General features: G+C 48.6%; 17 protein-coding genes. 7 read left to right on the top strand and 10 right to left on the bottom strand.

Features of this window, described 5'->3' with window-relative positions; all coding sequences use genetic code 11:
- Positions 1-226 precede the first annotated feature (226 nt).
- The 5 genes from ACZ5QV_RS09415 to ACZ5QV_RS09395 form a co-directional block, all read right to left on the bottom strand.
- The gene (locus tag ACZ5QV_RS09415) at positions 227-1,429 is read right to left on the bottom strand and encodes a glycoside hydrolase family 57 protein (RefSeq protein WP_464599579.1); all 1,203 of its coding nucleotides are present in this window, start codon (positions 1,427-1,429) and stop codon (positions 227-229) included.
- On the bottom strand, positions 1,426-2,565 hold the full coding sequence (locus ACZ5QV_RS09410) for a glycoside hydrolase family 57 protein (RefSeq protein WP_464599578.1): 1,140 nt from the start codon (positions 2,563-2,565) through the stop codon (positions 1,426-1,428). The genes ACZ5QV_RS09415 and ACZ5QV_RS09410 overlap by 4 nt, the downstream gene beginning before the upstream one ends.
- 231 nt (positions 2,566-2,796) lie before the next feature.
- Positions 2,797-4,017, bottom strand: a complete 1,221-nt coding sequence (iscB, locus tag ACZ5QV_RS09405) for an RNA-guided endonuclease IscB (RefSeq protein WP_464599577.1) — start codon at positions 4,015-4,017, stop codon at positions 2,797-2,799.
- 310 nt (positions 4,018-4,327) lie between these two features.
- On the bottom strand, positions 4,328-6,484 hold the full coding sequence (purL, locus tag ACZ5QV_RS09400) for a phosphoribosylformylglycinamidine synthase subunit PurL (RefSeq protein ID WP_464599576.1): 2,157 nt from the start codon (positions 6,482-6,484) through the stop codon (positions 4,328-4,330).
- A 456-nt stretch (positions 6,485-6,940) separates the two neighbouring features.
- Positions 6,941-7,180: a winged helix-turn-helix domain-containing protein gene (locus tag ACZ5QV_RS09395; protein ID WP_464599575.1), complete on the bottom strand. Its 240-nt coding sequence runs from the start codon at positions 7,178-7,180 to the stop codon at positions 6,941-6,943.
- A gap of 502 nt (positions 7,181-7,682) precedes the next feature.
- Between ACZ5QV_RS09395 and yciH the strand changes: the two genes are divergently transcribed.
- The 3 genes from yciH (at position 7,683) to ACZ5QV_RS09380 (ending at position 9,951) form a co-directional block, all read left to right on the top strand.
- Positions 7,683-7,991, top strand: a complete 309-nt coding sequence (gene yciH, locus ACZ5QV_RS09390; RefSeq protein WP_464599574.1) for a stress response translation initiation inhibitor YciH — start codon at positions 7,683-7,685, stop codon at positions 7,989-7,991.
- A gap of 377 nt (positions 7,992-8,368) precedes the next feature.
- Positions 8,369-8,728 carry a transcriptional regulator gene (locus ACZ5QV_RS09385; RefSeq protein ID WP_464599573.1) on the top strand — a complete coding sequence of 120 codons (360 nt, stop codon included), beginning with the start codon at positions 8,369-8,371 and terminating at the stop codon, positions 8,726-8,728.
- Positions 8,729-8,730: 2 nt separating this feature from the next.
- The gene (locus ACZ5QV_RS09380; protein ID WP_464599572.1) at positions 8,731-9,951 is read left to right on the top strand and encodes an Nre family DNA repair protein; all 1,221 of its coding nucleotides are present in this window, start codon (positions 8,731-8,733) and stop codon (positions 9,949-9,951) included.
- A gap of 101 nt (positions 9,952-10,052) precedes the next feature.
- Here ACZ5QV_RS09380 and purC read toward each other — a convergent pair whose 3' ends face one another.
- On the bottom strand, positions 10,053-10,766 hold the full coding sequence (gene purC, locus ACZ5QV_RS09375; protein WP_464599571.1) for a phosphoribosylaminoimidazolesuccinocarboxamide synthase: 714 nt from the start codon (positions 10,764-10,766) through the stop codon (positions 10,053-10,055).
- A gap of 787 nt (positions 10,767-11,553) precedes the next feature.
- On the opposite strand from purC, the gene ACZ5QV_RS09370 reads away from it, so the two are divergent.
- From ACZ5QV_RS09370 to ACZ5QV_RS09360, 3 genes are all read left to right on the top strand, one after another.
- Positions 11,554-12,840 (top strand): AAA family ATPase, encoded by a 1,287-nt coding sequence (locus ACZ5QV_RS09370; RefSeq protein WP_464602079.1) that lies wholly within the window; start codon positions 11,554-11,556, stop codon positions 12,838-12,840.
- A complete protein-coding gene (locus ACZ5QV_RS09365; protein WP_464599570.1) occupies positions 12,837-13,577 on the top strand; it encodes an MBL fold metallo-hydrolase in 741 nt (246 codons plus the stop codon). The genes ACZ5QV_RS09370 and ACZ5QV_RS09365 overlap by 4 nt, the downstream gene beginning before the upstream one ends.
- A 154-nt stretch (positions 13,578-13,731) precedes the next feature.
- Positions 13,732-15,144, top strand: coding sequence for a deoxyribodipyrimidine photo-lyase (locus tag ACZ5QV_RS09360; protein ID WP_464599569.1), 1,413 nt, complete (start codon positions 13,732-13,734; stop codon positions 15,142-15,144).
- 63 nt (positions 15,145-15,207) lie between these two features.
- On the opposite strand, the gene ACZ5QV_RS09355 is transcribed toward ACZ5QV_RS09360, so the two are convergent.
- Positions 15,208-16,281, bottom strand: a complete 1,074-nt coding sequence (locus ACZ5QV_RS09355) for a hypothetical protein (RefSeq protein ID WP_464599568.1) — start codon at positions 16,279-16,281, stop codon at positions 15,208-15,210.
- 138 nt (positions 16,282-16,419) lie between these two features.
- Here ACZ5QV_RS09355 and ACZ5QV_RS09350 point away from each other — a divergent pair, with 138 nt between their 5' ends.
- On the top strand, positions 16,420-16,788 hold the full coding sequence (locus ACZ5QV_RS09350; protein WP_464599567.1) for a pyrimidine dimer DNA glycosylase/endonuclease V: 369 nt from the start codon (positions 16,420-16,422) through the stop codon (positions 16,786-16,788).
- Between the two features lie 77 nt (positions 16,789-16,865).
- Here the strand turns inward: ACZ5QV_RS09350 and ACZ5QV_RS09345 are convergent, their stop codons facing one another.
- From ACZ5QV_RS09345 to ACZ5QV_RS09335, 3 genes are read right to left on the bottom strand one after another with little or no spacing between them, the layout of a single operon-like run.
- Complete coding sequence (locus ACZ5QV_RS09345) at positions 16,866-17,480, bottom strand: DUF4956 domain-containing protein (RefSeq protein WP_464599566.1); 615 nt, start codon at positions 17,478-17,480, stop codon at positions 16,866-16,868.
- Positions 17,474-18,271: a polyphosphate polymerase domain-containing protein gene (locus tag ACZ5QV_RS09340; protein WP_464599565.1), complete on the bottom strand. Its 798-nt coding sequence runs from the start codon at positions 18,269-18,271 to the stop codon at positions 17,474-17,476. The genes ACZ5QV_RS09345 and ACZ5QV_RS09340 overlap by 7 nt, the downstream gene beginning before the upstream one ends.
- The gene (locus tag ACZ5QV_RS09335; RefSeq protein ID WP_464599564.1) at positions 18,268-19,983 is read right to left on the bottom strand and encodes a CotH kinase family protein; all 1,716 of its coding nucleotides are present in this window, start codon (positions 19,981-19,983) and stop codon (positions 18,268-18,270) included. Before ACZ5QV_RS09335 ends, ACZ5QV_RS09340 begins: the two co-directional genes overlap by 4 nt.
- Positions 19,984-20,415: the final 432 nt, after the last annotated feature.

The following is a 20,415-nucleotide window of genomic DNA, read 5'->3' as shown; positions in this document are numbered from 1 at the left end:
TCCTTTTTCTCTTCGAGTAAGGGCCCCTATCCCGTCTCCGACGGATCCCGGTAACTTTTGAATCCCCCACTGTGAGCTTATTTTGAATCCGTTTTCGGATGCAGGTACAAACTGTTATGGCCTATAAACTCGCCGTCAGTCTGTCCCTGAAATCTCGCAAAATCAAACCCGTCTGGCCCCAATCTGTTTTTCGGCAGTTTCCCTGATTTTCTTAAAGTCCTTTGCCTTAAAGTCCGGCAGTCTCCCTGAATTTCTTAAAGACCTTTGCCTTAAAATCCATCAGTACTGCCATGAAGTTAACAGCTGCATCAAAAGGTGAAGGGTGCACACTGAAATAAGAATGGACATCTCCGTCCCCCAGCCATTTGGTGCATATATAATAATAGTGGTCCGATGTTAATAGATGTTTCCAGATGCGCAGCAGTTCTGCGTCTCCCGTCTGCTTTACGTAAGGCTCCAGGAGTTTCATTTCATCAAAACAGCGCCTTTGCATATCATTTCCCAGCCAGGCGCTTGTGTCGCGTTCCATGTCGGCCCAGGAAATGGTGGAAAAGTCTCCGATGTCAAGTTCGGCAATAGGCCTGTATTTTTTTATAAGTTCGGAGGGGGTGTCAAAGCTCAGGTGGGTCTTCAGAACTTCTCCGGGTAAGTTTCTCAGAAACTCGAAGATCCCGGTTTCCTTCCACTGGTGTTCCCCGAAGGTTTCATAGTCCATGAAAATATTGACCGTGTCATCCCTTATTCCCGAGGCCCAGCCCGCCCATTTCTCCGCGGTCAGGGGATACTCGTCCCACCAGCGGGCCGAAAAACGGTATCCTATGTCGTCGCTTAACTTGTAGTTCCTGAGGAGGATGGGGATCCCTGAACCCTTTGCCCGGTACAGAAAGTTCGGAGACCTCCAGCCGAGCATGTGGTCAGCCCCTTCCGTAAGTATGGCTTTGTAGCCCAGTTCCGCCGCGATTTCTCCTATGCTGTTGTTATATAGAAGTTCGGTATTCCGGAATATCCGGGGTTTTACACCCAGAAGTTCGGACATCAGCTGCCTGTGTTCTTTAATCTCCTCAATAAACTCCGTTTTGTCCTCAAAGAGACTGGCCAGGGAATGGTAGCAGGTCTCATCCAGAAACTCCACCTTCCCGCTTTTTGCCATTTCCCGGAAATCATCGAGCACTTCCGGTTCCCAGAGTTCACACTGTTCCAGGAGGGTCCCTGTTGTCGAGAGGGAGAACTTGAAGTCTTTCCCGTGTTCGTCAAGGGCTTCCAGAAGCACCCGGTTTGTGGGCCGGTAACACTTCTTGGCTACTTTTTTAAAAATTTCCCTGTTTCCAGTCTCGTCAAAGTATCTGAAAAAGCCTGTCCTGTCGTCAGGCCAGAACTGGCGCACCCTGAAGGGCTGGTGTAACTGGAAGTACATGCAGAGGGAAGTCATGTCCCTTCCTCCAGGATAGCCCGCCTGAAATCTGAAAGGATCGAGTAATAGTTCACGGCTTTTTCATAGCCTTCCCGGATGTTTTCCCCGGAACTCATGGAAAAGAGGATATCACTTTGTTGGAGGTAGCCGAAGATCTTCCTGAAGTCCGTGTAATCTCTTTTCTCTGAAAGTTCTTTAAATTCTTCCCCAACCCTCACAAGTTCCCGCAGGTAAAGTTGTTGGGCCCGGTTTCCAAGCGCGTTGTTCATGCCGTAGCGAATTGTCTGCTCAGTCCTGAGGGTGGGGAGTTTTTTGGGCTTGAAGCGGGAGACCGCTTCCGAGGGAGTAAGCATCTCAATCCCCCGTTTTTTCAATTCCAGGGGTAGTTTCCTTATAAAGTCTGCAATCAGACTTTCTTTCCTGTGGTGCAGGCAGAGGTTTGCGTAATTGAAATAGATCGTGACAACGTCTCCTTCCATGTTGCTTATCCAGTCCGCGAACTTTTCCGGGATCAGGGGGTATCCCTTCCAGCTCCTGTCCGAGAAGCGGGTCTCAAGGTCTTCACTGAGGTTGATGTGTCTGAGCAGGGTAGGGAGGTGGTTTTCATAGATGTAAGAGGGATCGTAGCCGTTAAGGAGGTTTTGTGAACCTTCCGCAATAATACTCTTAAATCCCATATCCGCCAGGATGGCCTCCACCCGGCCCGAAAGCAAAAGCTCGGTATTTACGAAAGTTTTCGGACTCTCCCCGAAAAACTCCTGGAGCAGGGCCGTCTGCTGGCTTACTTCTTCCCTGAACCAGGAAAGGTCCGGGTAAAGGGCACTGAGGGAATGGTAGCGGCAGCTTCCTGTAAATTCCACGCTCCCTGATTCTAAAAGTTCCCGGAAGGAAGCGCTAAGTTCAGGGTCCCAGCGACACTGGTCAAGGAAGGGGCCCGAGAGGTTAAAGGCATACTTCCCCCCGTTTTCAATGGATTCCAGCACCAGGTTGTTCAGGCGGAGCAGGCCCCTCCCCACGGTCTGAAACTTTGCAAATATCGTCTTCCTGTCAAAGTACCGGTCCAGATCCGGCCTGTCGGGGGTGCCTTTGGCTGGCCAGTACCATTTTGGATTATACGGAAGGTGGACATCTCCACACACACATACCGCTTTCATATCAGAAAAAATTGTGGATTAGGTACTAATAGCTATTGTTATTTGGGTTCCGAGCCTGAGATTTCTGATTTTTATTCGAAAAAAGAGGATGTTTGAATTTAAAAATGAAAAAATAGGGGATGATGAAAAAATAGGGGATGATGAATAAATCATTTCATCTTACCTCAGCAGGAGACCCCTTCCTCGACAGTTCCGGCTTTGGCGGAACTGGCAGGTGGGGGAGGAATGCGTTCAAACATTCACCGCCTGGATTAAAGTTGTAGTTCTCGCACAGAGGCGAGTACAGTTTTTCTTTACATTAACACTGTTTGATATCACATTGCCAAATATATCTTGAATTGCAAAGAAGCCGGTGGCTCTTTTTCCTTTCACAAACCCTTCTCCTTTAACTGATTTTACACGGTCAAATTTTCTAATCCCGTATATTTTACCGGTTGGAATCTTCTTTTCTGATCTAGCACCTTTTGTCTGTTGGAAGTCCCCGGCAGAAACATGTTTTTTATGGTAAACCGTATTATCCAGCTTTACCGTTTGTCCGTCCTCGCAGCAGATGGCAATAGCATCATTATAGTGAGTTTTAGGGAGCTTTAAAAACTGCTCTCTTTTGAACTTTGTCTCATGTCCAAAAGTTTCTTCAAAGTTCCAACTTGATTTTTTAAGCTGGCTTTTGATAATTCCCATGTCGGTTGCATGTTTGGTTTTTGATTGCTTTTTCTTTAACTCAAACTCTCCGGCATGGAGGGCCTGGTGGCAGGTTCGGCATAAGGTAATAAGGTTCTCTGGAGTATCGGAGCCTCCATCAGACCTGAAAATGATGTGGTGACACTGCAAATGCTTATCCTTTGATTTACCTTTGCAGTGCTGGCATGTGTACCCGTCCCGGTCCAGTACGAAAGCCCTGGCGTTGTAGAAATCCTTCAGTGGACCTTCCTGATACTCAATACCTGAAACTTCCGGATTCGTTATTTTGTGAATGTCAAAGGAAGCCGTTTCGACCTTCCACTTTGTAACCGGTAAGATGGATTCCACAAAGTTTTTTTCTCTGATATGGGACTCCAGCTTACTCCTGATTGAAGGGGCCAGCCTTCCTTCTTTCCTCGAAACTGCTCTATTATTGAACCTTGCGGGCCTGTACCTTGTTTTCCGGCCTCTCCGGTTTCTTCGGTACATCCTCCGTTGATCCATCTTTTTAGAAACATCTTGCCTTAATTGAACTTCTGATTGATAAAGTACTTTTCCGTTAGCAATAGCCGCACAGCCAACAACTTTCGAGCCTGAGTCTATGCCTGCTATCACGGGCTGAGTGTACCCACTGCTTCCGAAAAGCAGTTTAATAGTAAAGGGTGTAGTTCTCAAAACCTTGGCCTTGCCTTCCCTCAAAAGCTTTCTGGCTTTCGAAGGTTTACAGGGCATTAGTGGTTTTCCGTTCTGGTTTATTATGTAAACTAGCATAGAGTTTACCTCCATTTTTTGGAGTTATGCGTATTGGGGGCTATGGAGTCAACCCACCAAATCCGGCTCCCTCTCGATCTGATACTGAAAGGTTTGTATGATGCAAGCACTGTCCCTACCTCTCAGGACTGTTTAACCAGCATCCTTAGAGCCTGAAACTGAGGCGGCATTCCAGGGTAACTATAATATTCTTTCGTATCGGCTGCCAGTATTACAAAGCTCCTTACTGGCGATCTGGTCAACCAGGGACTTGCCGAAACAAGCCCCTTACTCTAAAATCTTAGCCTGAAGGCTAAGATTTTAGGTGGGGTTAGTTGACCATAAATCTGGTCAGGCTCCCGTATGCTTCGGAAAGCTCTTCCGGGGAGAGGGCGATTTCAAAGCCTTCTCCTCTTATCCTTAGGTCTTTTCCTCCGGTTTTCCCGATAATGGTGCAGGGCAGGTCTCCGAGGAGGGCCAGGACCGCTTCGGGTTCGGATGTTGCAAGGAGGGCTCGCACGGGAGATTCTGCGAAGAGGACTTCATCGGCCTGTAACCCTGCGGAGATTTTAGAAAGGTCTATTTCGGCGCCGTTTGTCCCGCACATCCTGGCAAGGCCTGCGGCAAGCCCGCCCAGAGAAAGGTCGTGGGCCGAGGTGACTTTGCCGCTTTTGACGGCATCTCTTACGGCTTTTACGGTTGCTGTGGCGTTTTTGGGGACCTTCGGGGCGGTTCCGGCTTCGGTTTTTCCGAGGAGGGTGTAGTATTCCGAGCCTCCCATTTCGGGCTTTGTTTCCCCGATAAGGATGATGCTCTCTCCCGGCCCGGTAAAGGAGCCTGAGGTGAAGGGGATGTCGAGTTCCACCTTTCCGATCACGCCTATTGAGGGAGTCGGGGGAATTGCGGTTTTGTACTCGTCACTTTCGTTGTAGAGGGACACGTTTCCTCCGACTACCGGGATGGAAAGTTCTCTGGCTCCGTCGCCCAGGCCCAGGACGGACTGTTTGATCTGCCAGTAGATTTCCGGACGTTCCGGGTTTCCGAAGTTGAGGCAGTTTACGAGGGCAAGGGGTTCCGCTCCTTTTACGGCGAGGTTCATTGCGTTTTCGTAAACCGTGGCCTTTGCTCCTTCATAGGGGTCGAGCAGGGTAGGCCTCGGCTGACAGCCGCAGGAAAGGGCAAGGCCGTGTTTGTCGGTTATCTTGAGGACTCCTGCGTCTTCTCCGGGTTTTACCACGGTCCTGAGCTGGACCTCATGGTCGTACTGCCTGTAGATCCACTCTTTGGAGGCGAGGTTGTGGGAGGAGAGTACATTCAGGACAGCCTGTTTCAGGTCTGTCGGAATTTCGGGTTTTTCGGGTTTGCTCTCTTCTTTCCTGGCTTCGGGGGCTTTTGAGGGGCGCTCGAAGATGGGGACTCCGCCTGTGAGGAAGTCGATTGGAAGCTCTGCAACGTTTTCTCCTTTGAATTCCACGGTGTAGGTCTTTTCTTCTGTCAGGTAGCCGATGTTGGCTCCGCTCAGGTCGTACTTTTCCACAAGAGCAAGTACGGCATCCACGTCTTCCGGGGCAACTTCGAAAAGCATGCGTTCCTGAGACTCTGCGAGCAGGATCTCATAGGCGTTCATGTTGGGTTCCCGCTGGGGGACGTTGTCCGCGATGATATGGGCGCCCAGTCCACCTTTGAAAGCCATCTCGGAACTTGCGCCTCCGAGCCCTGCGGCCCCGAGGTCTCTGCAGGCTTTCACATAGCCTTTTCCGATGGCTTCCAGGGTCATTTCGATTGTGAGTTTTTCGGTGTAGGGGTCACCCACCTGGACGCTTGGCCGGTCATCGGCTTCGGCGGATTCGGATAGGTCTCTTGAGGCAAACGACGCGCCTCCGAGCCCGTCTTTCCCGGTGCCAGAGCCTGCAAGTACGAGCCTGTTTCCGGGGGTCTGGGCATTGGATATGACGACCTCGTCTTCTTTACAGAGGCCCACGCAGACCACGTTTACAAGGGGGTTTCCGCTGTACCTCCGGTCAAAAAAGGTCTCGCCCCTCAGCACGGGTACCCCGATACAGTTCCCGTAGCCTGCAATCCCTTTGATGATCTGTTCAAAGAGGAAGAGGTTTTTTGGGGTGTCAAGGGTCCCGAAGTAAAGGGGGTCCATGAGAGCAATCGGACGGGCTCCCATGGATATTATGTCCCTCACAATCCCCCCAACTCCTGTGGCTGCTCCGTTGTAGGGGTCCACGTAGGAAGGGTGGTTGTGGCTTTCCATTGCGAAGGCGAGCACGTAACCGTCCTCGAACTTCAGGATTGCGGCATCGTCCCCGGGCCCTATCAGGACGTTTTCGCCGGTGGTGGTAAAGGTTTTCAGGAGAGGGGCGCTTGAGCGGTAGGAACAGTGCTCACTCCACAGGTTTAAAAAACAGCCTTGTTCAACAAGGTTAGGCTCTCTGCCCAGTTTTTCTTTGATGATCTTAAGGTCTTCTTCAGGTAACATTGCCTTGCCTCTGATTCTTAGCTTCTGGTTTTTGGCCTCTGATTCTTAGCTTCTGGTTTTTGGCCTCTGATTCTTAAGCATATCTGATAGGGGGCCGGGGCTGTCTCTTGAACTGGCCCTGAGCTTCCCCCGGGCTTATATAATAATGAATTGATCCCTGCTAATCAGGGTTCAGATTAATGGAAATAAACCAGGAAACAAACTACGCCGACATAAAGGAACAGGGGTTAGATAAAGATTTCTTTGCAGTATTTTAAAAATAGAACGTGTCTGGCAAGGGTCAACTATCCCTCCCAAAAGTACCAGGTTAAAAAAAACCGAAAAAATGAGGCATGAGTCTTGAAGCATTCATCCCCTTCCTGTCATTCCCGGCAAGGCCGAAACTGTCGAGGAAGGGGGGCCCTTCTGCTGTTTGAGATAAAAATTAAGAAAGATTGGATTTAAAAGAGAAAAATTTCAGATACTTAATACTATTTTTTGTATCTTTTCTCCTGTGTCAGTCAGAGTGAATTTTTCCTCCTGCTCTAAGATCAGTTCTTTTTCTTGAAGTTCCCCCAGTGTCTTCTCCATGGATGGATATGCAATATGGAGTATTTTTGCAATACGTTTCCCGTCCATTTCCCCTTTTGAGGCAAGCAGGGCCAGCACTTTCTGTCTTAAATTGTTTCCGTTTACGAAACCTATCAGCTCGTTCACGATAATATCTCCGGTTTTAAAATGAATGCTGACTATATTAAGTCATCATTTTCATAAAATGTGCTTATTTAGTATTTCTTTATAATAATATATATTGGATATATTGATATATAATCGATGATATCATTTTTAATAACATCATCTATATATATATATGAAATTCAAACTATATCTATTTTTGTTTTCGGAATACGAAACGGTATATGGTTTTTAGATATATTTGAATGCAGTAAATACAAAAAATTTATAAGCTCTATATAAATAATGTATCTAATGTACATAAAGAATACGAAGACTAAAGTCGGAAAGAATGTTATTGGGGCCTGAGTTTTGTATTTAAGGATTTAGTGCATGTTACTTTCCTGCGCTGGATTTAATTGAAGTGCCCACAATTACCATTAGGCTTTAATATCTTCATCGATAAGTACTTTATATCTACTCAGTAATTTTTAGATGTATTTTACATATACAATTATTACAAATTTGGAGGACATACCAACAAATGAGCAGCGGAATGTGCCCGGTCTGCGGGCTTCCTAAAGAACTTTGCATTTGCGAAGAAGTGGCAAAGGAGCAACAGCGGATCACAGTGAAAGTTAATCGGCGAAGATATGGGAAGGAAGTAACAGTTGTAGAGGGCTTTGATGCCAGTGAAATTGACCTTCACGAGCTTTCCACCTATCTGAAATCCAAGTTTGCATGCGGTGGTACCGTGAAAGGGAACACGGTAGAACTTCAAGGCAATCACCTGACCCGTATGAAAGACGTACTCATGCAAAAAGGTTTCACAGCTGAGCAGATTAAGAATTAAAAGTTCACATTAAAGGCTCGATTGGTTTATTTGAGATGGCCTTTCGGCCATCTCGTTCTGGCGATGAGGGCAACATTTCCGGGTTCCGGGGTTGCACATATATTTTAATCAGTTTTTGCATGCCTGTGTGTGCATTGTGGGAGTTTTAAGCTGCGGCAGGATTTTTTCATAAATACAGAGCTCGCAGCAGAGGCGTTATAAATGATAAACCGGCATTGAAGGATAAGCCGGCTTATTGAAGCCGCTCCTGGAAGGTCACTTAGGGAAACATTTGATTTTTTCCAGGGACTATTGCCTTTTACTCCGCTTAATCGCTTGATAATTGCCTGTCACAAAAAATATATAATATCTTAAAACGCTTAATTGAAGTGGTCTTTATGAAAACAACATGTGAGATAATGGTTCAGAAGGTGCTGCCTGCAATCAGGGCGGAACTTTCACGTGTCATGATTTCTGATTATGGGCGTACCCAGCAGGACGTTGCGGAAGTCATGGAGCTTTCAAGAGCTGCGGTATCCCAGTATGTGAGTGAAAAACGGGGTGCTGAAATTGATTTTTCTGAAGAGACCCAGGCCGAAATAAAAAAGTTTGCGGCTCTCCTTCTGGAAAATAAATTGAGTTACCAGGGGAAAGTGGATGGCATGTGCAATGTGTGCAAGTTTGTCCAGAAATCAGGCTGGTTATACAAAAACGCCCCCGGAGCAAAATCCTGCAGCATTTGCGGAGACATTGAATAAAATTGAAAGAAGAACTCTGTATCAAATGTAAGGGAAAAGGGCTTTGTGGGCGGCCCCGCTGTCCTATCCTTGAAAAATTTAAGTCCATAAAGTCAATATCTCCGATAATTTCCGGAGATTCGGTTTTTGGAGCTTCTCCTCCCGCTGTTTTTGTTGGCAGTTACAGTTACCCAAGAGTTTCGGCAGGCCCGCTTATTCCACCGCTGGTAAAGGGCAGTGAGGCCGCTTTTCTGGAAGATCCTTCAGGCTGGGGAAACCTGACCATCGAGGACATCATCTCAATGCGCTCCAGCCTTGTCAGGGCAAACACGACGTTTAATGTCAAAGACGCCCTGAAAAAGGAAAACCCTCTTCTTTTAAAGACCCAGGAACTTGCCCTTTCGAAGACTCCCGTGGATACCGAGGCCTGGTTTTTTAAAGCTCCCAGGCAGGAGCTAAAGTTCGATTCCGTCCTCTCTCCCATGGGGCCGGCTGGCCTCGTCAAAAACTTTGAAATTGCGGAAAACCCGAATGTCCCTAAAAAAGTGGACTATCTCGTCTATGACACCGATGCCCTTGCAAAGGACGCGGCCCTCGAACTCTACAGGAGCAAGGTCGCACCTGAACAGATTTCCCGCCTTTTCTCAATCGGGCTCCTCGGAAAAAAACGTAAACTTGTCCCGACCCGCTGGTCCATAACCGCGGTTGACGACCTGACCGGAAAAGCCATTTACGAAAAAGTCCGGGACTACCCCTGGGTTTCGGAAATCAGCCTCTTTTCCGGGACACATTTCGGAAACCATTTTGAAATTCTACTCCTTCCCCGGAGCTACGCTTTCGAATTAATCGAGGCCTGGCTCCCTAAAACCGTCTGGTCCGGGGAATCGAGCTGGATAGGAGAAGACAGCGAAGGTCCTGACGGTAAAAAGCAGTATTCGCCCCTTGCAGGGGGCTACTACGCCGCAAGGCTTCCCGTCCTTGAGTACCTCGCCGCGATAAAAAGACAGGCCTCCGTATTCATCCTGAGGGAAATCACCCCTGAATACTGGGCCCCTCTCGGAGTCTGGGTGGTCCGGGAAGGGGTCAGAAAAGCCCTTCAAAACCCGCCCGAGACCTTTCCCTCCATCGAAGCTGCAGTAAGCGAGCTTGCTGGCAGGGTCAGGACTCCAAAGGCTGAATGGGTGCAAAAAGCCAGGATGCTTTCGGATTTCCGCTTCCAGACAACTCTGGACGCCTTTTTCTGATTTTTTTGAAAAAATTTCGAATTTTTTCGACTTATCCGAATCATCCGAATATTTTTGAAACGACTTGAAAAAATAAAAAAATAAAAAATGATTTAAATAAATTATTCGAAGATCTCTGGTACAATGCGCCTTGCGACATCCTCGTAGGCTTTTGAAAGGTCTCCCTTGTCAAACCTGAATACGTCCTTGTCCAGGGACTTTCCGGTTTTTTTGTCCCAGAAGCGGCAGGTGTCACAGGAAATTTCGTCCGCGAGGAGGATTACTCCGTCCTTTCTTCCGAATTCCAGTTTGAAGTCCGGGAGCCGTATTCCCTGCTTATCCATGTAGGGGATAAGCAGTTCGTTGATCCTGAGGGCAAGTTTCCTGATGGTTGCGAGTTCTTCGCGGGTGGCCACTCCAAGGGCCACGGCGATGTCGTCGTTGAGCATCGGGTCTCCGAACTCATCGCTTTTGTAGTCAAATGCAATTACGGGGGATTCAAAAACCGTTCCTTCCTTCATCGGATACTTTCTAGTAATGGAACCCGCGGCAATGTTTCTGACAATGACCTCGAGCTTGATGATCTCGACCTTTTTAACCAGCATCTCGTTCTCGGAGTGCATTTTTATATAATGGGTCTTGATCCCGTTCTCTTCAAGCATCTCAAAAAGCTTTTTCGAAATCTGGGCGTTGTAATAACCCTTTTTCTCCATCTCGGCCTTCTTTTCTCCGTTGAAGGCTGTCAGGCTGTTTCGAAACTCGACAAAGAAGACTTCTGGGTCTTCAGTTGAATAGACGGTTTTTGCTTTCCCGGAATAGAGTTGTTCTTTTTTCATAAAGATCCTCTCAGGGATATGGTGAATTGATAATTATGTGTTGAATAATAATGAATTGCTAATATTTGATTGCTAATATTTCATTGCTAATATTTGATTGTTAACAGGTTATTGTTAATAGGTTATTGTTAACAGGTTATTGTTAACAGCTTATTGTTAATAGGTTATTGTTAACAGGTTATTGTTAACAGCTTATTGTTAACAGCTTATTGTTAACAGCTTATTGTTAACAGCTTATTGTTAACAGCTTATTGTTAACAGCTTATTGAAGTTTAATCTAAAATGTCTACTCTAAAATGTTTTCTCTAATATTTTTTTCGGAAATTAGGCGAGTATTTGTTTAAAAAGGGTAAGGCTTCCCCGGAAAGATGAAGAATGTAGTAGTGTCTTTCTGATTAATAAATGTATCATATAATTATTTTTCATATATCTATCTTGATTTTTAATTATTGGAGAAAATCGTGTACTATATACCACCCTGCACCCCTGAAAAAGGGGATGGGCATGTGGATCGGTGGAGACTGGCTACTTCGGGCTGTGAAGCAGGAAGCCTCTTCTTCAAAAATTTGAGCATTCAGGCGGGGGTTTTAGGGAAGGGTCGTTGACGTAAGCTATATTATGGAAGAAAGTGAACTATTAGGTTTAACGACATAAAGCCAGCATTTGAGAACCAGCGTTCGGTAAACTGACTTTTGATACAGCTTACTTTTGACAAAGCTAGTATTTGAGAGGCTAGCATCTATGAGCGGAATTTTTGAGAGGAATTCAAGATACAATGGGTAAAAACATGGCCGGCACCGTATTTGACATAGTGGAACTGTTGCTTACTGCGGAGATATACAACAGGTATCCGAAACTGGACGTCAACGACTTACCTAAAGAAATTCGTAAAAACTACTGGAGCAGTAAGGAAAGGACTGTCCGCAGACCGATGAACGTTTCCTTCTCGAAGATCGAAAAACTTTATGAGATCCGAGACGTGGAAAAAACCGTACAGAACATGCCCTTTATAAACGTTGACAGGTCCACTGCCGAAATCCGGCTCAGTGCCTTTGACCTCGGAGCGGAGTGGTTTGAAAGGCAGGAAGGAAACGCGGAAAAAATCGAAAACAACCCCGTGCTTGCCTATTACTTCGGGGAAATCAAAAAACGGGAAGCTTCAAGCTATGAAGGGGCCCGGGCCCGGACCAGACCAAAGGAAGTTGGAAGAGAGTGGATCGAGTCCCTTATCGCCGAAATCGAGAAGGAGGAAAAGGGGGAGGACATGCTCAAACTCGTGTCCATCCTCGCTCCCGAAGACGTAAAACAGAAAGTTATAGACCTTGTCATGACCCCGGAGCAGGAAAGCGAGGTCGAAAAGATCATGAAAGCCATCAAGCACAGGGACTACCTCCGGGAAATCGGGCTTCACGATATCGGAAAACTCCTCTTTGTGGGGCCTCCGGGCACAGGCAAGACCTCGGTTGCGCGGGCCCTTTCCGAGCAGCTTTCCATCCCCTTTGTGGAAGTTAAGCTTTCCATGATCACTGACCAGTACCTCGGGGAAACCGCCAAAAACATTGACAGGGTCTTCCTGCTGGCCAAGAAACTGAACCCCTGCATCCTTTTCATTGATGAACTGGACTTCGTGGCAAAGGCCAGGAACTCGGACGAAAACGCTGCAATCAAGCGGGCAGTCAACACCCTCCTCAAGGCCATCGACGAAATCAGCCTCGTAGAAGACGGGGTACTCCTGATCGCCGCAACAAACCACCCCCGGATGCTGGACAGTGCAGCCTGGAGGCGCTTTGATGAAATCGTACACTTCCCGCTCCCGGACCTTGATATGCGCCAGGAAATCCTGGACATTGTGACAAAAAGCATCGAAGGGGACATTGACACAAAGGAAATTGCGGAAATGACCGAGGGGTATGCAGGCTCTGACCTGCGCATGGTTATCAGGGAAGCGGTCCTGAGTGCCCTTCTGGAAGAGCGCAAGGTCCTGACCCAGCTAGACCTCCTGGAAGCCGTGCAGGCCTTTGACGAACGGGAAGGGTTCAGGACCGAAGATTATGGGAGCCCTGGGAAAAAATGAGGGTCACCCTGCTCGGGACCGGAGATGCCACCGGGACACCGAAAATCGGCTGTACATGTCCTGCATGTAAGGCTGGCCGAGAAGGAGGAAAAAGCCGAAGGCTCCGGTTTTCAGTCCTGGTCGAGTCTGACGAGGGCCGCGTCCTTATCGATACGAGCCCGGACATGCGAGAGCAGCTCCTGGGACAGGAAATCGGAAAGGTGGACGCGGTTATCTGGACCCACGGGCACTACGACCACTACTCCGGCTTCGGGGAGTTTTACAGAGTTCAGAATAAGGTTGATGTTTACGGGGTCAAAGAGACCCTGGACTATATCCACCAGTTTGTCTACTTTTTAAAGCCCCGGATGCACTACATGGAACTCTACAGGCCTTTCAAGCTTATCGGGCTTGAGTTTACCCTCTTTAAGGTACATCACCCGCCTGTGGAAGTTCCTGTGGGGGTCATGATTCGAGCCGGGGACAAAAAAGTGGTGGTCACGGGAGATACGTCGAAAGAAATTCCCGGGGCCAGTCTAGAAATCATGAAAAAGCCGGACCTTCTGATAGCCGATGCCATTGCCCCTCCTCATATCCATGTGGTAAAACACATGAGTTCGGAAGATGCCGTGCAGCTTGGGGAAGAACTCAACGCAAAAGAAACGGTACTGGTCCACCTGAGCCATTTATATCGTCCGCATGAGGTCGAGTCTCGTTTTCTGCCGCTGGGCTATGACGGGCAGGTCTTTGAGTTTTGATAACTGCTTTTGTTTTTTGCTTCTCTTTGAGCTGAGTTCCGGCTTTCGGGTACCGCCTGTTTTCAGGTGCTGCCTGCATAAGGCATACCTCCTCAGCTCTCCCTTTTTTTGGCCTCTGTAATTTCCTATATACGAGCGCCCCCAAGTTTAGAGTATGAACCCGGAAAGGATTCGGACCCTGAAACCCGGAAAGGCAAAAAAAGGCCCTGTTGCATACTGGATGAGCCGGGACCAGCGGACGAGAGACAACTGGGCGCTTCTTTTTTCTCAGGCCCTGGCCCGAGAAGGGGACGTGCCCTTGATCGTACTTTTCTGCCTTACGGATAGCTTTTTGGGTGCGGGCCGCAGGCAGTACGAGTTTATGCTGAAGGGTCTGCAGGAAGTGGAGGAGGCCCTGACCTCAAAGGGTATTCCCTTTTTCTTCCTGAGGGGAGCGCCGGAAAAAGTAATTCCCACTTTTGTTAAAAAATACGGGGTTTCCACCCTCCTGACAGACTTTTCTCCCCTTCGTATCAAAAAGGAATGGGTGGAAAAAACCGCATCGAAAATCGACGTCCCTTTTTATGAGGTGGACGCCCACAACATCGTGCCCTGCTGGCTGGCCTCTCCCAAACAGGAATACGCGGCCCGGACTTTCCGGCCGAAAATTCATGCCCTTCTGCCCTTTTTTCTGGAAGAGTTTCCGAAACTTGAAAAACAGTCGGAAGGTTTGGAGATTTCGGAAAAAGTTGTGGGTTCGGAATCGGAGCTTTTCGGTCTAAAGGTTTCCAGCTTGAAAGGTTCCGACATTGAAGTCCTCCTGCCCGAAAGGATCCAAGACTCCAGTTTTTCGGGAGACGCCCTCTTCGAAGCCGGGCATTTCAGGCCCGGGGAAAAAGCCGGCCGAAAAGTGCTGAAAACTTTTCTGCGGGAGCGCCTTGACTCTTACCGGCTTAATAGTGGAAACCCCACGAAAGCCGGGCTTTCGGACCTTTCTCCCTATCTGCACTTTGGGCAACTTTCGGTCCAGCAGGTGGCACTCGAAGTTAAAAACGCGGATGCCAACGAGGAGTCAAAGGAAACTTTCCTTGAAGAACTTATCGTGCGCCGGGAACTTTCGGACAACTACTGCTACTACAGTCCGGACTACGACAATTTTAACGGTTTTCCGGCCTGGGCAAGGCAGTCACTTGATGCTCACCGTCAGGACCCGAGGCCCTACCTTTATTCACTTGAAGAGTTTGAGGCTGCAAAGACCCATGATCCTCTCTGGAACGCAAGCCAGCGGGAACTTCTGGTGAGGGGCAAGATGCACGGCTACATGCGGATGTACTGGGCAAAGAAAATCCTGGAATGGAGCGAGTCCCCGGAACAGGCCCTGAAAATCGCCATCTGCTTAAACGACCGCTACGAGCTTGACGGGCGGGACCCTAACGGTTACGTGGGAATTGCCTGGAGCATAGGCGGGCTCCATGACCGGGCCTGGAAGGAACGCGAAGTCTATGGAAAGGTCCGGTACATGAATTATGAGGGCTGCCGGCGAAAATTCGATGTTAAGGCCTATATTGAAAAATATTCCGGCCCCTGAAAATCCTTTTGAAATTTAGGCCGGGGTTTTGAACTCCGCTTTCAGAATCTCAGCCCCTGTCCTTTACGTTCCGCCTCTTTCAGGAATAAGGCCGGCAATAACTGCGAGCAAAGGCCCCGCATACAGGCCTGCCCAGAGGAAGAGTCCCGCAAGTCCCAGGCCAATGAAATAGATTCCGGAATATGCCCTCCTTTTTCCAGACCTTAGGGAAAGGAAAAGGACCAGGACACCAATCCCGATATGGGAAAGGGCCAGAAAGAGCGTTATAAAAGCCTCAGGGGAAAAAGCTGTCAGGCTCAGGGCGAGCAACATCTGAAAGAGGAGGGAAGCCCCCGTCCCCAGGAAAAAGAGGGCAGCAAGAGTCCCTGTCAGGCCTGAAGGGCCTGTGGATGGTTTTTGTCGTTTGAGGAACAGGCCGCTGAGAAGCAGGGTCAGGGTCAGCGGGGCAAAAATTTGCGGCAAAATCTGGCCTTCCCAGCGGTAAATCCTGATCTGAGCTGCGGGCACAAGCAGCCATTCCGATAATGAAAATATTTCAAGGTAGCCGAGCACAAGCCCGTAATTGCCTTTCCCTGAAGGAGCCCGGACCACTGCGTAGTAGGTCCCACTTTCCGGAGCTTCAAGGTCGAGGGAGGCGAGGGTATAAAATGCGCTCGGAGTAAAGCCTTCGTATGCAGCTTTTTCGGGCAACCGACCGGGGAAGATCTTTGCTCCGTACCCAGCAGGGATTTCCAGGTTGTCGGGCCGGGTTTCGGGCAGGGAGATTCCCGGCCCCAGTAAAGCCATTTCCGGGACAAAACCTTCGGGGAAAGGGGCCGGGACGAGGAGGCTGAGCAGAATCCTCTCTCCTTTTTCCATCTCAAAGCTGTAGTATCGAATATTTCTCCCGTTTTCCTCGTTTTCCCCATCTCCGCGACTTTCAAGCCGACCATAGAGGACCCTGGACTTTGCGGGGTTTTCGACTGGGACAGCCTCTGCAAGGCTTTTTCCCTCTTCCTCAAATTCGGGTACGTGGGCAAGAGCGGGGGAAGCTGTAAAGAAAATGCCCGACAGAAGGGCGAAAAAGAAAAACACAGGGATGAGACGCAAAAGGCCATGCTTGCAGGAACTTCTTTTAAGACAGGTCCTCCTCTTCATAGTTAATATATTCCCGGTCGGGAGTAAATACATATCAGGACAAAAATAATCTTGGAGATTATCAGAGCTTTTTTCGGGCTGGAAACTAAGATCCGGTAAATCCTGCCCCAAATTTTAAATTATTCTGAGGTCACAAAAATGAGAATCTGGGACATCTCTCCTGAAAAACTGTGCAGGCAGCATCTGCTGGGCGAACACAGGGAACTGCACGCCCTCTGGTCCATCATAACGAACAACAAAAAAGCCTATGCGCATCACCCCGAAACCCTGCGCTGGGTCGGGAAATTAAAGGCCCTTTACCTGAGGCACGAGGCCCTTGTGAAGGAGATGACCGCGCGGGGCTATAAGCACCACTCTCCCCTTGACCCGGCCCTTGCGACCGGAAAGGCTGTTCAGGACGAGTTCGTCTACCCCTATGAGGAACAGGTCCGGACCCTGAAGGAAAGGGGCTGCGACTGCCGGGTCCGGGACCTGGAAGATGAATTAAAGCGAAAAGCGGGGGCCTAAACCGGGGAATTATTGCCTGTTTTTGCCTGAAATTGAATTGTCGGACAGCTTCTTCAGCGTGGGGTAGTTGACTCCGATTATTTGACGTGGATTCGTGATCCTGATTCATCTGGTTCTTCCAGATAAAAGATCCGTCCATCCGCTGTATCACGCAGATAATCGATCCTGCTAATCTCAAACCGTACGACATAGAGGCCGGTTCTCTCCCGGATATCAGCGAGCATTTCTTCCTGTTTATCCGGGTGTACCAGATCAATCTTTTCGTACACAATCTCTTTGCTGTGCATTCGGTTGGTAAATCCCCAGCCATTCTCGAGCGCCCAGATGACTCCGGTGATCAGCACATTGGTAAGAATCATTTCCTCGTACTGGCTGCTGCTGATAAGTATCGAGTTCAGGACAGGGAGAGCAACCATGAGGAAGAGGTATGTCATCTCATGAATCGGGACCGTCTCTGTTCTGTAACGCAGCACAGAAAAGAGGGCAAACAGCCCGAACCCGGCCCCGATTGAGAGCTCCAAGCTGGTGAAAAGCCCCATGATGAAGTAGATCACCGTATTGAAGGCGAGGAACGTGAAGATGTAGGTGTGCTCACTCTGCCGCGGGAAGTAGACGAAGCGTATGATGATGAACGCAAACAGGAAATTGATAAAAAAACCCAGGACAAATATGAGGTTTGTATCGCTCAGCATATGCTGGTGCCCCCTCTGGAGAGTTTATCGAGGAGCAGCAGATTTTTCTTGAAACGGTTATGCTTCACCTGTGTTTTGGTAAGAGATATTCCGATGCAGTACTTTGAAAAGCTGGTATTTCTGATTCCCAAAGTATGCAGTACCGCACCCGCAGGGGACTGCCGCAGCGGGCAGTTGTGTTTTATTTCTCCCACAACAACATCCGGATAGGAATATTTGCATTCATCGGTTTGGAAAGAGAGGTTCAAATCAAACGTGATGCGTTCGGGATGGTCCCGTGCAACAAGGGCGACTCTCGTGTAATCGGTCGTAAGAACCGGGTGGAACGCCCGGTAGTCATATGGAAATGCGGACGAAAGGAATGCCTCCGGGGCCGGCTCTGAGAGTTTGGTATCGCCCTCTACAGGAATACGCCTTTTCATAGTGTTTCCAGTGTTTAGTTTCTCTTTGATTTCAAGATAGGAGTCCCCTGATGAGAGATAGTGACGGATTCGCAGTTTGAAGCGGTTGGCTTTGCCGTTGTGGTGCTGAAGATATGTCAGGAATGAATCAGTATCATAATACTCGGTTGAATACCTGCTCATTCTGGAATGGTCAATCTCGAGCACACTGTATGAACCGGAAAGGCCGGTGAGAAGTTCTGAGAACTGGCCCCGTGTCATCAGGAATTTTCGCTCCTGTCTGTTGAGGAGCTGGGCATCTGAGTTTTTCAGGTCTTCAAGGGTAATTTTTTCAAACCGTTCAAGTTCTGCCGGGAGACCAGAAAGAGGGGTGGAGGATGTATTAATCATGAAGACCCCCCTGTTTGTGTGGAAAGATATTCCATAACCGCATCATACCGGCTATCTGCATGTTCGATGAGCTCATTGAGTGAGGCATCAAATTCGTTCGTGCTCTTTAGATTGGAATACCCTTCTGTTTCTCCTTCTGCACCGGTGACATATGGCTCAATAAGATCATGGTTAAACCGATAGGCTGTTTCCATCGCTTCCGGTTCAAAGACGGTTGTGACAACGTCTTCAAGGTCATCCAGATACATTGCATGATACACAGGGTCGTCCATCAGGTAACGAATAAGCGGCCAGGAATCGTCAACCTCATCCAGAGTGAGCGAAAGCGGCGTTCCCATCCGGCCACCCCCGTTCTGCATCCCGCCGGCATTCTCTGTGTCTTCTAACGGCGGGGCCATCCGCTGGCCATCCATGATTCTGTCCCCTCCCATGGGAGGCCGGGTGTCCTCATCCTCAGCCCATTCAGGCGGCTGCATATCTCCTCCGAAATCCGGGATGCTGGTGTTTGTCTGCCCACCATTCGGCCGTTCTATTGCTTGCCTGTCTGTGGTATCCGCATTCTTTCCCGCGTAGATGGCCTCATTGTTATCCCAGGGAATCCAGGTAATTGTCCCGTCAGCAGGACTGGTGTAGAGATAGTAATTCTTGCTCGCGATTCCATAGGAGTCCCAGTTCTGGATCGCGGTATTTACGGCGAGCCATCGAATAAATCCATCAACGTTGAAGGTCTCTTCCAGATTATCTCTCCATTCTTCGGGGTCCGTTGTCCGGGTGTCGTCATTGAGAACGGTATACAATGCTTCCACATCGCTCCAGTCCTCCTCGTCTTCGTTCGTCTTCTTCTCGAAATATTCTGTGCCAAACATGCCTTCTGCAAACGTGGCTCCGATTCCCTCAGGCTTGTACACATTTCCGGAATCATCGGTAAAGGCAGTCTCAATAAGGGTGTCTTCAACACTCTCTATCATGGTATACAGGCCAAAGTATACGGGGCCGTCTCCGTAATCGACATACACCCGGTAAAACGCAGTATCAGGGGCAATAACTCCTGCATCACTGAATATTTCCGGGGCAATTTTATCTCTCATCAGTGAGCTGTCCCCGAATCCGCTTTTCAGGTTCAGTTCGTCAAATCCATAGAACCGCTGATTTTTGATGTCGGGATTTTCATCTTCAAATTTGTCAAAATTCAGTTTCAATGAGAGCTTATACGAACCGTCCGTCCAGGTATTTCCAAGGGTTGACTGCCCTTTGAACCGGATACCGACATCTGTCCATTCTGTATCGTTAAAAGTAATGTCTGCCGCAACTGTGACCGGATCAAAATCAAAGTTATCCTGTGGTTTTTCCCCCATTCCGGCCTGAGCAGTCGAAGATCCGCCAAATTCTCCGAATTCCGAGGTCATGTCATCAAGCATAATCTGCCAATTTTCCGGACTTATGGCAATGGTGATCTCATTTACCTCGTCCTCGGGGAATACGACAGAATAGTTTGGGGCTGCATCGTTTCCATGCGTTTCTTCTGTCCAGTCTACTGACCGGTTCAGTCCGGTGTCACCGAGGTTTGTTTCAGTGGTCTCTCCGACAGAGGCGCATCCACATCCAAGCAGGCATAACACCGTGCAGGTGCAGATCGCTAAAACGGATAATTGAAGTTTTCTCCGGACTATTTTATCCGTTGATTTTTTGTTTTTCTGTAGTGGTATTTTCATGGTGCATTCCTCCTGTATTCCCCTCTGGTATTCCAGCATCGTTGTTCCGGGGAGTATTTAACCACAGAAATGGTGGAATTTCCCGAAATTGAGCCGGTTTTTGGTTAAAAATGATTGCCCGACAGATTTGTCATTCCTGTTGCTTATGCACCCGCAGCTCAGTTAGATGACTCTGACCTGGTAATGACATAAAAAAGACTGAGATGTTGGATTTGTGAATCATCGGTATTTTCCCAGAATGAGTTTACGAAGTCATTCCACGGTTTGTTCAGATAAGCACCATTTCCCCCTTGACCCGGCCCTTGCGACCGGAAAGGCTGTTCAGGACGAGTTCGTCTACCCTTAAGAGGAACATCCGGACCCTGAAGGAAAGGGGCTGTGATTGCAGGGTCCGGGACCTGGAAGAAGAAATGCTTTGAGTAAAAGGGGGTG

The organism is Methanosarcina baltica, assembly GCF_055394095.1.
The sequence above is the reverse complement of the archived record's forward strand: the minus strand, read 5'-3'. Positions and strand labels throughout refer to the sequence as shown.

What these genes read in the sequence shown, in the direction of transcription:
- purC (WP_464599571.1), bottom strand. Translation starts at nt 10,766, where the DNA reads ATGAAAAAAGAACAACTCTATTCCGGGAAAGCAAAAACCGTCTATTCA.
- ACZ5QV_RS09410 (WP_464599578.1), bottom strand. Translation starts at nt 2,565, where the DNA reads ATGAAAGCGGTATGTGTGTGTGGAGATGTCCACCTTCCGTATAATCCA.
- ACZ5QV_RS09345 (WP_464599566.1), bottom strand. Translation starts at nt 17,480, where the DNA reads ATGCTGAGCGATACAAACCTCATATTTGTCCTGGGTTTTTTTATCAAT.
- ACZ5QV_RS09415 (WP_464599579.1), bottom strand. Translation starts at nt 1,429, where the DNA reads ATGACTTCCCTCTGCATGTACTTCCAGTTACACCAGCCCTTCAGGGTG.
- ACZ5QV_RS09355 (WP_464599568.1), bottom strand. Translation starts at nt 16,281, where the DNA reads ATGAAGAGGAGGACCTGTCTTAAAAGAAGTTCCTGCAAGCATGGCCTT.
- purL (WP_464599576.1), bottom strand. Translation starts at nt 6,484, where the DNA reads ATGTTACCTGAAGAAGACCTTAAGATCATCAAAGAAAAACTGGGCAGA.
- ACZ5QV_RS09335 (WP_464599564.1), bottom strand. Translation starts at nt 19,983, where the DNA reads ATGAAAATACCACTACAGAAAAACAAAAAATCAACGGATAAAATAGTC.
- ACZ5QV_RS09350 (WP_464599567.1), top strand. Translation starts at nt 16,420, where the DNA reads ATGAGAATCTGGGACATCTCTCCTGAAAAACTGTGCAGGCAGCATCTG.
- ACZ5QV_RS09340 (WP_464599565.1), bottom strand. Translation starts at nt 18,271, where the DNA reads ATGATTAATACATCCTCCACCCCTCTTTCTGGTCTCCCGGCAGAACTT.
- ACZ5QV_RS09370 (WP_464602079.1), top strand. Translation starts at nt 11,554, where the DNA reads ATGGCCGGCACCGTATTTGACATAGTGGAACTGTTGCTTACTGCGGAG.
- ACZ5QV_RS09360 (WP_464599569.1), top strand. Translation starts at nt 13,732, where the DNA reads ATGAACCCGGAAAGGATTCGGACCCTGAAACCCGGAAAGGCAAAAAAA.
- ACZ5QV_RS09385 (WP_464599573.1), top strand. Translation starts at nt 8,369, where the DNA reads ATGAAAACAACATGTGAGATAATGGTTCAGAAGGTGCTGCCTGCAATC.
- ACZ5QV_RS09365 (WP_464599570.1), top strand. Translation starts at nt 12,837, where the DNA reads ATGAGGGTCACCCTGCTCGGGACCGGAGATGCCACCGGGACACCGAAA.
- yciH (WP_464599574.1), top strand. Translation starts at nt 7,683, where the DNA reads ATGAGCAGCGGAATGTGCCCGGTCTGCGGGCTTCCTAAAGAACTTTGC.
- iscB (WP_464599577.1), bottom strand. Translation starts at nt 4,017, where the DNA reads ATGCTAGTTTACATAATAAACCAGAACGGAAAACCACTAATGCCCTGT.